Genomic DNA, 13,926 nt, shown 5'->3' with positions numbered 1-13,926 from the left:
ATATGTAGACAGTCTACATGTAGGTGGCCTACGGTTGGTCAAGGAGAAGCATATTGACCCCTCTTTGACCGGAAGCCGGTATGACCTGGAACATGACGCGCAGGAACCTGCTCGGCCTAGCCGGCGGCATGGCCGCGATCCCCCTTGTGGCCGCCTGCCAGCCACGCGCAGACGACACCTCGAGCGATCAGCAAGACCACGGCAGCCACAGCCGCGGCGACGACAAGCACGGCGACGACAAGAACAGCACGGGCAGATTGCTGCGCAGCGATGCGCGACTGCCGGAGCCGTTTATCAGTCCGCTACCGGTGCCACCGGTGCTGAGGCCGGTCCGTACCGATGCCACCACCGACTACTACGAGATCACCCAGCGGCCCGGCCAGGCCGGGATCCTGCCCGGATACAGCACCGAGGTCTGGGGCTACGACGGTCGATTCCCGGGCCCGACGATCGAGTCGCGCAGCGGCCGGCAGATCGTCGTCAGGCACCGCAACGAGTTGCCGGTGCCGACCGTGACCCATCTGCATGGCGGGGTGACTCCCTCACGCTACGACGGATACCCGACCGACGTGGTCCTTCCGGTCGGCCGGGTCGGCCGGCGCGATCGCCCACGGGAGCTTCGACTACGCCTACCCGCTCGGCCAGCCGGCCGCGACCCTGTGGTACCACGATCATCGGATGGACTTCACCGGCCCGCAGGTGTACCGGGGCCTCGCCGGATTTCATCTGGTGCACGACGCTGTGGAGGAAGCGCTGCCGCTGCCCCGCCAGGAACGCGACGTGCCGTTGATGATCTGCGACCGGGCGTTCGCCGCCGACGGCTCGTTCCACTACCCGTCGATCGACTCGTCCCTGACCGGTGAACCGGGTGTGACGTCCGACTTCATGAAGGGCGTGCTGGGCGACGTCATCCTGGTCAACGGCGCACCGTGGCCGGTGCTTGAGGTGGCCGCAGTCCGGTACCGGTTCCGGCTGCTCAACGCCTCGAACGCGCGGCGCTACCAGCTCGCCTTGGACCCGCCGCCGCCGTCGGGCGCCGCGTTCGTCCAGGTCGGCAGCGATGTAGGCCTGCTCGGCCGGCCGATCGACCATGAAGCGATCGACATCGCCCCCGCCGAACGCTTCGACGTCGTGGTCGACTTCGGCTCCTATCCCGTCGGCACCCAGGTCACCCTGGTCAACAGGTACGGGACGGGCTCGACCGGCCAGGTGATGCGGTTCCATGTGGTCCGGAAGGCCAGGGACGACAGCACGGTGCCGCCGCGGCTGGCCGACTTCGAACAGCTGTCGCCGCCGTCCGCCGTCACCCGCAGGATGAAGTTCTCCCGGAGCGGCTCCCATTACGAGACCTGGACGATCAACGGGCAGGCGTTCGATCGGAACCGGATCGACGCCCAGGTCAGCCTCGGCGCCACGGAACGATGGCTGATCACCACCAACGCGGATCATCCAGTGCACATCCATCTCGGTCACTTCCAGGTGCTCTCCCGTAACGGGGGCAAGCCGGGACCCTACGACGCCGGCTGGAAGGATACCGTGGACATGCGACCCGAGGACGAGGTGGAGATCGTCGTCCGTTTCAACGGGTACCGCGGCCGATACGTGTTCCACTGCCACAACCTGGAACACGAGGACATGGCCATGATGGCCAACATCGAAGTGACCTGAGTCGGTCCGCCGCGGGGGCCCGCGGACGGGGGACCAGGGCGAACGAGCCGAAGCCGGTCGCGGGCGACTGGCCGAACCGACCTCGGTGAGCATGTTGGTCAGGACCTTCGTCGCCCCAGCATCGGCCGAGGCCGGGGTGCCGGTGCCCGGCTGACCCAGGAGATCGCGAATGGTGACGACGACCCGCGCGAGGGGCCAGGAGGCCGAGTTGACGAAGATCGTAAACATTAATACCCTTTTACTACTCTAATAGGAAAAGGGTATTTTGGTGATCAAGCTTCGCCTCGACCCAAGCTCCGGTGTGGCGACCTATCTGCAACTGGTGCATCAGGTCAAACACGCCTTGCGGCTCGGTGTGCTCATGCCGGGCGATCGGCTGCCGACGATCAAAGAGGTCGTCAACGACCTCGCGATCAATCCGAACACCGTGGCCAAGGCCTACCGCGAACTGGAACACGAGGGGTTCGTCGTCGGTCGGCCCGGGCTGGGCACGTTCGTGCGGCGGTCCCTGGGCAGCGGATCCACGGCCGATCACACCCGGCTCCGCCGCGACCTCGCCCGGTGGGTACACGACTGCCGCGAAGCGGGGCTCGACATAGGAGATATGGAGGCGCTGTTCGCCACGGTGCTCGCCGACTCCGCCCAGGAGGGGATCGCATGACGGCGGATCGGACAGTGAGGATGTTCGACGGCGGATCCGGTGAGCTCACTGCCCCCGCACAGAGCCCGACCGCTCTGGAGGCCGTGAGGCTCGCCAAGCGGTATCGGGGCACATGGGCGTTGCGAGACTGCACGCTGTCCGTCCCCGCCGGCCGGGTCATCGCACTCGTCGGACCGAACGGCGCGGGCAAGTCCACGTTCCTGCACCTGGTCGCCGGGCTGATCACCCCCACCCGAGGCAGCGTCCGCGTCTTCGGCGAACCGGTCGGGCAGCGGGCGCAGGCTCTCGCGCGGGTGGCGTTCCTGGCTCAGGACAAACCCCTCTACGACGGCTTCACCGTCGCCGAGATGCTCCGCTTCGGACACCATCTCAATCCGGGGTGGGACGACGCCCTCGCCCGGCAGCGGCTGGCGGAGCTGGACATCCCGCTGAACCGCAAGGTCGGCAAGCTCTCCGGAGGCCAGCAGGCACAGGTCGCGCTGACCATCGCCGTGGCCAAGCGGCCGGATCTGCTGGTCATGGACGAGCCGCTCGCCAACCTCGACCCCGTGGCCCGGCACGACGTCATGCGCTCCCTGATGGTGGCGGTCGCCGAGACTCAACTGACCGTCGTGCTGTCCTCCCATGTGGTGTCCGACCTGACCAACGCCTGCGACTGGCTGGTGGTGCTCAACCGCGGCCAGGTCCAGATCAGCGGCGAGGTCGACGAACTGCTCGCCACCCACCGGATGCTGTCCGGTCCGTCCGAACTCGCCGACGGGGTGGCGGCCCGGATGCAGGTGATCAGCGACAGCCGCGGCGAACGGCAGGCCGACCTGCTGGCCCGCACCGGCCCGGGAACGCCGTTGCACGACCCGCGATGGACAGCGTCCGGCGTGAGCCTGGAGGAGTTGGTGCTGGCCTACCTGCGCCGCCCCGACACCACCTCGCTGCCTCGTCCGGCCCTGACCATTTCCTGATCGTCAAGGAGACATAGAAGTGTTGTGGCTTACGTGGCGGCAGCACCGCATGCAGGTGCTCCTCACCACGGCGCTGCTGGCCGTCCTCGGCGCGGTCCTGCTCATCAGCGGTCTGGGCGTGGCCGGCTTCGCCGCCCAGAACGCTCCGGCGACCGACTGCGTGGCGGACACGCCCGCATGCGCCACTTACAGCGTGGAGATGAACGAGCGGATGCGGCTGGTGGGCGAAGTCCTCGGCTGGCTTCCGCTGCTGGCCCCGGCGATGATCGGCGCCTTCTGGGGCGCTCCGCTCCTGGCCCGGGAGTTCGAGCACGGCACGCACCAACTGACCTGGACCCAATCGGTGACGCGGCGCCGCTGGTTGATGGTAAAGATCGTCGGGCTCGGCGCCGCGGTCACGCTCGGCGGGCTGGTGCTGAGCGGCATGGTGAACCTGTGGCTGGCCGCCTTCGACGTCCCCCCATACGGCGTCGACTACTTCAGCTCGAGATGGTTCCGCCTTGTCGGGATCATTCCGGCGGCGTGGTGGCTGTCCGCGTTCGTGCTCGGCGTGGCCACCGGGGTGCTGTTCCGGCGGACCCTGCCGGCGATGGCGGTGACCCTGGCGGTGTGCGCGTCGGCGTTCTTCGGACTCCTCAAGGCGCCGCCCCTCTACGCGGAGCCAGAGCGAGTGGTGCAGGCCGAGGTCATGGACGATCCCGTACCTGATGATTCCCTGTACGTGAGCGACTACTGGATCAACAGAAACGGCGTGAAGTTCACGTCTCAGGAGAGAGCGCTCGCGCTCGCCGGCTCCTGCGGGACAGACGAGACGACCAAGAAGTACGCCAAGTGCTCTTTCAGCCTGGGCTATCGACAGGTCGCCGAATTTCACCCCGTGAGCAGGTTCTGGCAGTTCCAATGGACCGAAGCAGGAATCCTGCTCATCCCCGCTCTCGCATTGGGCGGGGTCGCCGTCCGGCGCGCCCTTCGGCCCCGCATCTGAAACCAATTGTCGCCTAATCACGGTGACGGGACGGCCTGGCGCAGGACCGTCACCGCCCTCTGTAAGACCGGCGGACGGGGAGCCGGTCTTCGGCGAGTTGGAGTCGGTGCCCGGCTGCCATGTGGCGTTCAGCCACTCGGGTGCGACGCTGGGGCTCATCGCCGGCGAGCTCACCGCCTATGAGGTGCTCACCGGCACCGGGCATCCGCTCCTGGAGGACTTCCGCCCAGAGCGCTTCACCCGTCGCGGAAATCGTGAAACTGAACGGTCTTGATGCTGCAACTCGCTACTAATCGCGTACCAAGCGAGTGGCGTTTGAATTACCGCGATATTTGCGCTCAGGTCGCGAGAGGAAGAAGTCATGTCAGCAAACGAGCAACGACCCGACGACCAGCCCGCGTTATGCGACAGCGGCGACAGCGGCAGACGATTACCAGCAGACGTCGTCGTGCCAGAGCTCTCTCGCCGGACCTTTCTGGGGAGCAGCCTCGGAGCCATGGCGGGGGCCTCGCTGCCCTGGGCCGGCGCCCCCATCCCGACGTCATGGCACTGGGCTCTTCGCGGCAAGCCCGGCCCTGGGGTGACGTACGGGATCGGTGCGGTGGCGGTCCAGGACAGGACAGTCTCGATGGCCTCCCGTCCTTTCGTATTCGTGCGAGCGGATGACGGTCATCTGTGGATTCTCTGGAAAAACCCCGCTGACATCTGGGAATGGGTCGACCAAGGGGGAAAGATCGACCGACCCGTTGGTGTCATCGCCCTCGACGACCATCCGAATGGGAATCGACCCTACGCGTTCGTCGTGCGAGATGGACATCTCTGGGTGCGCTGGTGGAACGGCATGACTTGGATCTGGTCCGATCAGGGACAGCCGGCGAGCGTCGACGTTCTCAATGGCCTCGGCGCGGTGACGGTCGCGCTGAAGCCGACGCTGGATCTCGCCCCCTTCGCCGTCGTAACCGGCAGCGACGGCAATGCGTGGGTGAACTGGTCGAACGTGTCGTCCTGGAACTGGTACAACATGGGTTCGCCCGGCGTCGCGATCGGCTCCTCGATGGGAGTTCTCGCCGTCCCGGACGACCGAACCGGCGAGCAAAGCCTGCAGGTCTATGTGTGGGACGGCGGCAGGCAACTGTGGCTCGGTGTCACGGACATGGTGTCCACGCGATGGACCGCCCTTGGTGGGCCTCGCTATCCCGCGGCCATCAGTGGATCGGCCGGTGCGGCGATCATCATAAGCGCCTCGGAGTGGCCCCCGCAGCCCTGCTGCTTCGTTCTGAGCGCATCAACCGGCGACCTCTGGGCCTGCCAGGACGGCACCTGGCTCAACATGGGCGCCCCGCCGAGTGACCACTACGCCAAAACCGGTTTGGGTACGAGAAGCGTCCTGGACATGGACAACGGCTCCCAATACGCACTGGTCTTCGTGACCGACGGCAACAACTCCGTCTGGGCCTGTCGGTGGGACGGCACCACTCCGGTCTGGGAGGATCACGGGAATCCGACTGGCCATACCATCGACGCGGGCGTCGGCATCACCAACACACAGACCTCGCCTGCGGCAGCTTGGCTGCCCCATGCCTTCATGCGAACCACAGACGGGCTCGTATGCGAGAACTGGCAGCAATAGGGCCCATCTGAGCGACGTCGCCGGATATCGCTCAGGTCGTCAAAGCAAGGCGGCCCGCCTCAGAAGCTGGGGCGCGTCCGCTACGAGGGAATGACGTACGCGTTGGTGCTAGAGCCTGTACGAAGTTCGGATCTTCAGGTCGGTCGGAGGCTTCGGATCCATAAGACGGCCCCGCGCAGATACAGGCCGGCCACTTGGCTGACCGAGCTGGATCGCCTATCTGGAAGCCCGGCTCACCGAGCCGGCGGCAGGCTGATCAGATCGATCCCGGGCTGAGAAGAACTCACTCCGAGAACGCGGCTCGCAGCATGCGAAGCTGGCCTATTTCGCTGAGGTTCTTCATCAGCTCGGAGTTGACCCAGGCGATCACGTGGACGCTTTGGCCATCGTTTCGAACTCCTTGCGCGCGATCCCGCCCCGGCCTCCGGGCCCACTTGATTTTCAGGACGCGGGTTTCCGGGAGCCCTGGTCGCTTCGGCGTCCTGTCGGTTCCTGTAGGGCGATCGCCGCGTCGTTGTCGGAGACGTCGTCCGCAGTAATCCGTTTGTGTACCACCACAGCCCGCTGTCAGGATGAGGGCCCATGCGTCACCCTCTTGACACGCTGGACTGGCCGATCTCCACCGAGCGGCTGCTGTTGCGCCGGGCTGCCCCCGACGACCTGGACGCGACCTGGGCCTTCCGGCAGCTGCCGGAGACTCACGAATGGGTCGCGGCCGTCACAGAGAACTACGACGACTACCGTGAGCGTTTCCTCCGCGAGGAGCGGCTCGTAGATCTGCTCATCGTCGAACTGGACGGCCGGGTGATCGGCGACCTGACACTGAAGGTCCAGGACGGTTGGGCCCAGGAAGAGGTCGCTGACCAGGCGAAAAGCGTCCAAGGAGAGCTCGGGTGGACGCTCGATCCCTCCTACGGCGGCAAGGGCTACGCCACCGAAGCGGTACGCGCCCTCATCGACATCTCCTTCAAGAGTCTTGGCCTGCGCCGCCTGCACGCGGACTGCTTCTACGACAACGAACCCTCGTGGCGGCTGATGGAGCGGGTCGGGATGCGCCGCGAACAGCACACGGTGAGAGACTCACTCCACCGGACCAAGGGATGGCTCGACGGTCTCTCATACGCGCTCCTGGCCGAGGAATGGCTCGCTCACGAGTGATTACGGCGGAGACGCTTGGGAGTCCTCGCCGGGACGAAGATCACGCTGTCACTCATACACGCGGCCGCTCTCCTACCGGCGCTGCGGCTGGAACCCAAGGACGCCATCGCGCCGGCACGGCTCAGTGCGTGGGGTGAAGCGCGGTGAAGGACATCCGGCCCGCCCGTTGGCGTCCGTCGTCATTGGCGTCCGGGGGTGAGCCAACGCTATGGGCGGGCACTGACAATCTGCGGGCGCCGGCGGGCCGTCTCAGAAACGCTCGATTCCGCGACCGGATCGCGACGCCCGCCGCGAACAGCGCGGGCACCGCGACAGGCAGCAGGGGGACGCTGACGAGGTCGGCGGCCATTGCCAGGCCCGCGGCGCCGAGCAGCGCGAGCGCGGTCGCGACCATGACCGCCGGCCCCAGGCGGCGCAGCACCGGGGCGGCGGTCAGACCGCCCAGGACGCTTCCGGCTCCCTGAATGGCCATCAACACCCCGAAGAACGCAGCGTCCATCCAGGTGGGTCAGGCCGGCGGCCGTCTCCTGCCGCCAACCGCGCTCCGGACGGCGGGGTTCCGGCGCGGATTCGCGTACTTTGACGGTCAGGAGCACGAGCGCCGTGAGCGCCAGGCAGGCGGCCACCCTGATGGCGAGCGCACTGCCTCCCCACACGGCGTAAAGGGCGCTGCCCGCGATGGGGGGAGACAATCCGTAGGCCCTGATCGATGGTGGACAACAGGCCGTTGGCCGTGTCGAGGTGGCGGGCCGGCAGCATGTCCCGGACCAGGCCGGTCTGGGCGGCGGAGTTGACCAGACCCAGCGTGCCGTACGCGAAGGCACGCCGTACAGCAGCCATAACTGCCCAGCCGTCTGGACGGTTAGCAGTGTCATGGCGACGACGGCATCGGCAAGATTCGCCCAGACCAGCAAGGGCCTGCGATTCACTCTGTCGGCGAGCAGACCGATGAGCGGGAAATCACCACTGGCGCTGCCAGCGAGAGGAAGACCAGGCCGGCCGCGCTGCTGCTGCCCGACAGGTCTTTGGCCCACACCCCCATCGTGAGATACAGCGCACTGTCGGCGAGGTTGCCGATCGTCCAGCCACCCAGCAGCCTCCGAAACGGTGGGCTGGCCAGTGCGCCCTTCACGGCCGGTCCGGGTTCGGCAGGAGATAGGTGTTGTGGAATAGCCGGACAGGACGAGCTTCTGTCGGGCGCGCATCCGGTTTCTGCCAGCGCTCGGCGTACGGGCTGATCAATTGAGCGATGGTCTGCCCGAGATGTTCGGCCTCCTCCGGCGTCAGCCAGAGCGTGGCACCGGTGCTCGACAGCTTGCCTTTCCACGCCTCCGCCCTGAAGGAAATGGATCTTGCCGACATACGTTCGATAGATGGACAGGGCGAGGCGGGTCATCACCCCGCTGCCGGATCAAGTGTTCGCACTCTTCGATGGCGCCTTCGTAGCTGCTCAGAAGGAAGCTCTGGATCGTCACCAGTTGGTTGTGAGAAAGGGTGTCCATCATCCGGCGACTGCGGGCATCGATACCCGTAAAGCGAAGCGATGCGTTCGAGTCCCGAAGCCGAGGCTTCGACGAGTACCCGGCGCCGGTCTTGTGGGTCAGGCTTACGCCGGACATATCCCGCCTTCTCCAGGCGGTCGATCATGTGCGTGACGGCGCCGGTGGTGCGCCCGAGTTGCGAGCTGAGCGCGCCGGCGGTGGAGGCTCCCGCGCGGTCGAGTGCGTGCAGGCAGAGCAGATCGGTCTGGGCGATGCCGGGTCTGGGTCACCCGCTACATGCGCTCTCGACACGGCGACGAGTTCAGCTTCCGCGACGTCATGTCCGCCGCCCGAGCGGCGATGACGTCGGTCAAGGACATGCACGCGCGACCACCTTCGAGGCCGCCAACCCCTGCTCGATCGCACGCGCGGAGTTTGCCACCATGGCCCAGGTCGCCGACGAGTGCATCACCAAGGTGGCCGGCATCGACAAGCTCGGCCCGCAGGCGGTCCGGCGCGAGAACACCAGCCTGCTCACCCAGATGATCGAAGACCTCGAAGCCCGGCTCACCGAACCGACAGCGGGCTGACCCCGGACCGGCAGCCGTCCCCCGACGCGTCGCACGCCATTGACCGACCAAGGAGCTCCGTCGTGACGCCGCTCGAACGCACCCTCGCCAGAGCCCTCACCGAGATCATCATCAAGCTTGATCACAGCGACCTCGACGCGATCACTCCCGAGGCCGCGATGGAGGTGCTGGAACCGGTGATCGCCCTCCTACAGGACCTCCCCGATCAGGACCGGCAAGCTCTCGCCGACCTGATCAATCAGTTCGCCTGGCAGGAAACCGACCTTGACCGGCATCTGACAGCCTGGGAAGCGCCCGAAACCTTGGGACTCCTAGCCGGAGGATCGCTGTGTTGATGCTGTGATCAGATTTTGTACATGGACAGGGGAGCGGTGCAGAGGGTCTGCTCGGCGCCGTACTCCTCGAACGTGCTGATGGGGTGGAAGCCAAGGCGGGCGGCGAGTTTCAGAGATCGCGTGTTCGCGGTCTGGGTCACGAGCAAGACCGGCTGGTCGGGGAGTTCGTCAGCCGCAGCGCGCAATGCGGCCGTTGCGGCCTCGAAGGCGAACCCCGCGCCCCATGCACTGCGCCGCAGCACATAGCCCAGTTCCAGTTCCTCGCCATCCTCGGTGACATGTCCGGGGCTATCGGTCGACCGGCGGGCGAGCTTCAAGGTCCCGATAAAGCGGTTCGTCGCGTTGTCCGCGATGACGTAATTGCCAGGACTGGATGTTGCGTCGGCGGTGATGACTGCATCGAAGCGCTGCTCGACCTCACTCCGAGGCCGGGGACCACCGAGGTATTCCTGAACCTCAGGATCGGTCGAGAACTCGATGAATCCTTCACGGTCGGCATCGTGCAACGCTCTGCGAAGCAGGAGCCGCTCCGAAGGAACTTCCGCCGCAGATAGCGTGGGCAATCGGCTCATAAGCCCATGATCATAGAACATGGGGCCCTTGTCTGGGGCTGCCGCACTCGCCCGAGCCCGTGACGTTGCTGCGCACCTGGTTGGCCTCCAGAACGCTCCCCCGGGTTCCCCGTCGCGCGCTCCAGCCAGCCGGACAGGGACCTCTCGACGATCCATCGGCGCACCGAACGCGAGCAGCCTACTTGCCTGACGTAGTTACAGACCTCCAAGCGGCTGACCAGCTACTTCGCTCAAGAACCCCAGATAACGATCGTGGTGGCAGCGTGGCGACGCGACCGGCAGTATCCGCTTCTCTGTCGCAGGTCAGCGGGCCCTCGCTCACACGATACATAACATAGAGTAGCTAATTCATTACTCTGAGTTGACATTGGTGGCGCGCTCAGCAGCCGCCCTCCAACCGGAAGGACGTACGCATGGCCCGTACCTCATCACGCCGCTCCCGCCGCGCGGCACTCGCCGGGGCACTCCTCACGTCGGTCCTGCTGACCATGTCCACCGCGACGCCGGCGAATGCCGTCACGGTCCCGGTCCAGGTCCACTACATCGATCAGGATGGCTGGGGCACCACCAAGTACGACGTCCGGTTCAACGGAACCGTCAGCTCTTACGGCCCTCACGGATACGTCATCCAAGGGGAACTGGACGCCTACTGCCACCACGGCGCCATGACCCGCCAGTCCGTCCGCCTGGACTATGGAGCCACGCACCGCGGCTGGCAGGACGTGAGGTTCTGGTGCGATGAGACGCCGGTCCCCATCTACCTCCACGGGCAACGGGACTACGGCGACTCCGTCGACTTGAAGGTCGGCGCGACCAGCGGCGTCTTCAACACCTACAACTTCGGCAGCACGTACCGGATCAGCATCGGAACCGACTGATACACAGCGCACCGCCACGGACCGCGCTCCAACCCAGTCGGATAGAGGGTCGGGCGCGGCCCGGTCCCGCGTCAGACGATCGACGCGCACCTGACTTCAGCCTCCGAAGTGGCTGGTATTGGCGCCCCCGCCAGGATCTGGATCAGCCCGGCCCGGTAGTGGTTGGTGTAGGAGGCATTGAACACCCGCCGCCGGTGCTGGCGGTAGGTGTTGTCTTTGTGGGTGTGTGTGCTCGGATGCCCCTGGGTGCTGTCCCTCGATCTACAAGTACGCTCCCGAGCTCACGACCGGCCGCCATGCTGTCGTCTCGTGCAGGACGCCGGCGAACGCGGCTGGACCCGCGAGGTTGAACGGCACACCGCCGTCGCCCGCCGTCTCACCGGCCTGCTCACCGACCTCGGCGAGACCACCGCTCCGAGTGACGGCAACTCTTCAGGAAGGTCATCATGCACGTCGACGGACTGAGCGAGCCGATCACATCCATCGCGAGCCCACAGCATGCTCGATACGTAGCGCCGACGAAGGAGGCGTTGCGAGCCCACCGCTCGGGTAGATGCCACCCGAAAAAGAGTAACTGAGAGTTACATCTGGGATCGGGGACCGTAAGTGGGCGTTCACCAGCAGCGGAGGTCCCCGGTGCCAGAGGAAATCGTGTCGACGGCGACCGATACGTGGTCGGAGGACTCCTGCAAGGCGCTGACGCTCAGCTCGGAGAAATTCGCGTCGGTCCGCATGAAGGAGGCCGCCTCGTAGTACCGCTTGATCTCCTCGGGTGGGCGTTCGGTGCGGAGGCTGAAGGCGAAGCCGGCCCAGCAGTCGCCGGAGTCTCCGGTCACGGGCCCCTGAGGTTCGGACCCGCCGAACGTCGTGCCCGGTGGCAACGGATGCTTGAGGGCTCGATTCTCGAGGCTCGCCAAGCGGTGATCGGTGATCCACTGGGGGGCCATCGCGGCGGCGTACAGCAGGAGGAAAGGCGTGGCGGCGATGGCCGCCACGAGTGACACCCGCTTCAGAGCAGATAGCCGGGAAGTCTCACCCACAGGTCGCACCCGCCAATGATCACATAAGAGTCGCAGGCCCACGCTGGTTCATTTCTGCGAGCACTGACCATAATCAATGTCACTCAGCGCTACCTTGCGTCAGGTCGAGCCGACCCGAGTGGTGAGCCTTCGCGGCGAGCGCCCCAGCCTGGCAGGTGGGTACCGAAGTGATGGCGATCGGTCGGCCTGAGCGGGCGACAAGCCTTGACCGTGTCCATATAAACAGCGACCTGGTCTTTGGGCTGTTCGCGATCTGCGGCTACCAGTTCTCCCCGCGCATCGCCGATCTGGCCGACATGCGGTTGTGGCGGACCAACACGGCCGCCACCTACGGCCCGCTGGAGCACATGTCCCGCCTCGTCCGCCTCGATCGGATCTGCGCTCACTGGGGCGACATGCTGCGGGTGGCCGGCTCGCTGACGATGGGCACGAGCGGGACGGACGCCGGAGGAACTGGCCAAGGAGTTCCAGCCCTCCGCGCAGTCGATCCGCACCTGGGTGCTTCAGGCCGATCTGGATGACGGCCGCGGCCAAGACGGCCTGACCAGCGCCGAGAAGGACGAGTATCCGACGCCCCAGAACCAGCCCGCAAACCTGGCACAAGCCCTGCCGCTGGCAGGCCAGCAGCCGCCCGCCGTGGATCTGCGTCCAGTACGCCACGCCGTCCAGCACCGGTGTGATCCACGGCAGCGGCAGGCCGCCCAGCCGAGGTCGTGGCCACCCGGCCGGACAGGCGTCCACACCGGTGGCCTTCTCGGCTTCGTCCTGTAGCCGCCACACCTGATCGGGTGGCGGCCTCCGGTGCGGATCGGCCGGGCACCCGGCCGGTGCGGGCTACGGTCGTGTAGTCGTGTTCGTCATCGGGGTCATTCTCCCGCCGTTGTCGGCGTACTCCTTCACGTGCAGAGGTGAATACGGGTAAACGTACAGAGGCGAGCGGCGTGTCAGCTGCCGTTACAGCGGCGGCATGGCGGTGCCTGCGCACCGACATCGCCACGCCCTGACTCTTTCGTCTGAGTTTCTGGCGATCTAGGGTGTGTTACCCATCCCATCACCGGAGCTGGGTATTCGCTGGAGGTCTGGTGGCCAATCACCGCCCCTTATCGACTAATGACGTGGCGCTGCCGCCGCATCCGCCCGCATCGGCATCGGCATCGGCATCGGCATCGGAAAAGCCTGGACGCCTGCGACGCTGGGGACTGATTGCGGTGGCGGCGGTCGTGGTCGTAGCGGTGGGTTTCTTCGTGGTTGCACGGTCGCCGCATTCGGCTCCTTCGTTCCGGCCGATAGGCGAGCCGATCGTCGGCGACGGCAAGTGGGCTGGGGCCGTGGCACTTGCAGAGCTGAATGGCCGAACGGTTGCCGTTGTCGCGCACGCAAACCAGGCACAGGTATGGGATGTGGCCACCGGTAAAAGCCTCGGCAGGCCGTTCGGCGGGGACGAGGAGCGATTCATCGACGTCCTGGCGGCCGGGCAGATGAACGGTAGGCAGATCCTCGTCAGCGGTGGCGGCGGCGACCCCGTACAGGTGTGGGATCTGACCACGGGAAAGCAGGTCGGCACCTTCGTCGGGGCGGGCTCGTCGATCGCACTCGGCCAGTTGAACGGGACGACGATCGCGATCTCTGGAGATCGGCTGGGCCGGGTGGGGGTGTGGCACCTGGCGGCGGAACGACTGCCGGGCACTCTGCTCGTCGGCCACCGCCGGGCCGTCTATGCGGTGGCGCTAGGGCAACTCGACAGCAGGACTATCGCGGTCTCGGGCGGCGACGACGGCACCGTTCGAGTATGGGACTTGACCGTTGGCAAACAGTTGGGAAACGAGCTCACCGGTCACACCGACTATGTCTTCTCGGTAGCGATCGGACAGCTCAACGGTAAGACGATTGCGGTGTCGGGGAGTAAGGACCGTACGGTGCGGGTGTGGGATCTGGCGGCGGGCAAACAACTGGGCGAGCCGCTGACCGG

Annotated in this window: 18 protein-coding genes and 1 pseudogene; 13 read left to right on the top strand and 6 right to left on the bottom strand. The window is 66.2% G+C overall.

The annotated features are described in order from the left end of the window. Positions 1-80 precede the first annotated feature (80 nt). The 7 genes and pseudogenes from BLS95_RS58475 to BLS95_RS40250 form a co-directional block, all read left to right on the top strand. Positions 81-503 (top strand): annotated as a pseudogene (locus BLS95_RS58475) (multicopper oxidase domain-containing protein); the annotation flags it as partial. A gap of 100 nt (positions 504-603) precedes the next feature. Beyond that, positions 604-1,668 (top strand): multicopper oxidase family protein, encoded by a 1,065-nt coding sequence (locus BLS95_RS57215; protein ID WP_342742816.1) that lies wholly within the window; start codon positions 604-606, stop codon positions 1,666-1,668. Positions 1,669-1,936: 268 nt separating this feature from the next. After that, on the top strand, positions 1,937-2,329 hold the full coding sequence (locus tag BLS95_RS40275; RefSeq protein ID WP_090944737.1) for a GntR family transcriptional regulator: 393 nt from the start codon (positions 1,937-1,939) through the stop codon (positions 2,327-2,329). Continuing rightward, the gene (locus tag BLS95_RS40270) at positions 2,326-3,288 is read left to right on the top strand and encodes an ABC transporter ATP-binding protein (protein WP_245765579.1); all 963 of its coding nucleotides are present in this window, start codon (positions 2,326-2,328) and stop codon (positions 3,286-3,288) included. Before BLS95_RS40275 ends, BLS95_RS40270 begins: the two co-directional genes overlap by 4 nt. Before the next feature lie 19 nt (positions 3,289-3,307). Beyond that, on the top strand, positions 3,308-4,273 hold the full coding sequence (locus BLS95_RS40265) for an ABC transporter permease (protein ID WP_090944460.1): 966 nt from the start codon (positions 3,308-3,310) through the stop codon (positions 4,271-4,273). A 361-nt stretch (positions 4,274-4,634) separates the two neighbouring features. Beyond that, the gene (locus tag BLS95_RS54805; RefSeq protein ID WP_143044069.1) at positions 4,635-5,903 is read left to right on the top strand and encodes a PLL family lectin; all 1,269 of its coding nucleotides are present in this window, start codon (positions 4,635-4,637) and stop codon (positions 5,901-5,903) included. Positions 5,904-6,485: 582 nt separating this feature from the next. Beyond that, positions 6,486-7,061, top strand: a complete 576-nt coding sequence (locus BLS95_RS40250; protein ID WP_090944454.1) for a GNAT family N-acetyltransferase — start codon at positions 6,486-6,488, stop codon at positions 7,059-7,061. Between the two features lie 121 nt (positions 7,062-7,182). Here the strand turns inward: BLS95_RS40250 and BLS95_RS40245 are convergent, their stop codons facing one another. The 4 genes from BLS95_RS40245 to BLS95_RS40240 form a co-directional block, all read right to left on the bottom strand. Beyond that, on the bottom strand, positions 7,183-7,560 hold the full coding sequence (locus BLS95_RS40245) for a hypothetical protein (RefSeq protein ID WP_090944451.1): 378 nt from the start codon (positions 7,558-7,560) through the stop codon (positions 7,183-7,185). A 426-nt stretch (positions 7,561-7,986) separates the two neighbouring features. Next, a complete protein-coding gene (locus tag BLS95_RS54795; RefSeq protein WP_143044068.1) occupies positions 7,987-8,193 on the bottom strand; it encodes a hypothetical protein in 207 nt (68 codons plus the stop codon). Then, positions 8,190-8,423 (bottom strand): hypothetical protein, encoded by a 234-nt coding sequence (locus BLS95_RS54790; RefSeq protein WP_143044067.1) that lies wholly within the window; start codon positions 8,421-8,423, stop codon positions 8,190-8,192. Before BLS95_RS54790 ends, BLS95_RS54795 begins: the two co-directional genes overlap by 4 nt. Before the next feature lie 33 nt (positions 8,424-8,456). Beyond that, positions 8,457-8,801: a MarR family transcriptional regulator gene (locus BLS95_RS40240; RefSeq protein ID WP_281250094.1), complete on the bottom strand. Its 345-nt coding sequence runs from the start codon at positions 8,799-8,801 to the stop codon at positions 8,457-8,459. 184 nt (positions 8,802-8,985) lie between these two features. On the opposite strand from BLS95_RS40240, the gene BLS95_RS56225 reads away from it, so the two are divergent. Beyond that, positions 8,986-9,132 carry a hypothetical protein gene (locus BLS95_RS56225; RefSeq protein ID WP_176993640.1) on the top strand — a complete coding sequence of 49 codons (147 nt, stop codon included), beginning with the start codon at positions 8,986-8,988 and terminating at the stop codon, positions 9,130-9,132. A 62-nt stretch (positions 9,133-9,194) separates the two neighbouring features. Then, positions 9,195-9,467, top strand: coding sequence for a hypothetical protein (locus BLS95_RS40235; RefSeq protein WP_090944445.1), 273 nt, complete (start codon positions 9,195-9,197; stop codon positions 9,465-9,467). Between the two features lie 8 nt (positions 9,468-9,475). Here the strand turns inward: BLS95_RS40235 and BLS95_RS40230 are convergent, their stop codons facing one another. Then, positions 9,476-10,039 (bottom strand): GNAT family N-acetyltransferase, encoded by a 564-nt coding sequence (locus BLS95_RS40230; RefSeq protein WP_090944441.1) that lies wholly within the window; start codon positions 10,037-10,039, stop codon positions 9,476-9,478. 413 nt (positions 10,040-10,452) lie between these two features. Here BLS95_RS40230 and BLS95_RS40225 point away from each other — a divergent pair, with 413 nt between their 5' ends. Together BLS95_RS40225 and BLS95_RS56220 are read left to right on the top strand one after the other, a co-directional pair. Next, a complete protein-coding gene (locus BLS95_RS40225) occupies positions 10,453-10,917 on the top strand; it encodes a hypothetical protein (RefSeq protein WP_090944438.1) in 465 nt (154 codons plus the stop codon). A gap of 309 nt (positions 10,918-11,226) precedes the next feature. After that, positions 11,227-11,382, top strand: a complete 156-nt coding sequence (locus tag BLS95_RS56220; protein ID WP_176993639.1) for a hypothetical protein — start codon at positions 11,227-11,229, stop codon at positions 11,380-11,382. A 149-nt stretch (positions 11,383-11,531) separates the two neighbouring features. Here BLS95_RS56220 and BLS95_RS40220 read toward each other — a convergent pair whose 3' ends face one another. Beyond that, a complete protein-coding gene (locus BLS95_RS40220; RefSeq protein WP_143044066.1) occupies positions 11,532-11,912 on the bottom strand; it encodes a hypothetical protein in 381 nt (126 codons plus the stop codon). Positions 11,913-12,127: 215 nt separating this feature from the next. Between BLS95_RS40220 and BLS95_RS59995 the strand changes: the two genes are divergently transcribed. Continuing rightward, entirely contained in the window at positions 12,128-12,478 is a 351-nt protein-coding gene (locus BLS95_RS59995; protein WP_218136228.1) for a Tn3 family transposase, read from the top strand. A 594-nt stretch (positions 12,479-13,072) separates the two neighbouring features. Continuing rightward, on the top strand, positions 13,073-13,926 hold an 854-nt coding region (locus BLS95_RS40210; protein ID WP_425434784.1), incomplete at its 3' end, for a WD40 repeat domain-containing protein.

The organism is Nonomuraea jiangxiensis, from assembly GCF_900099965.1.
Classification (GTDB): Bacteria; Actinomycetota; Actinomycetes; order Streptosporangiales; family Streptosporangiaceae; genus Nonomuraea; species Nonomuraea jiangxiensis.
The sequence above is the reverse complement of the archived record's forward strand: the minus strand, read 5'-3'. Positions and strand labels throughout refer to the sequence as shown.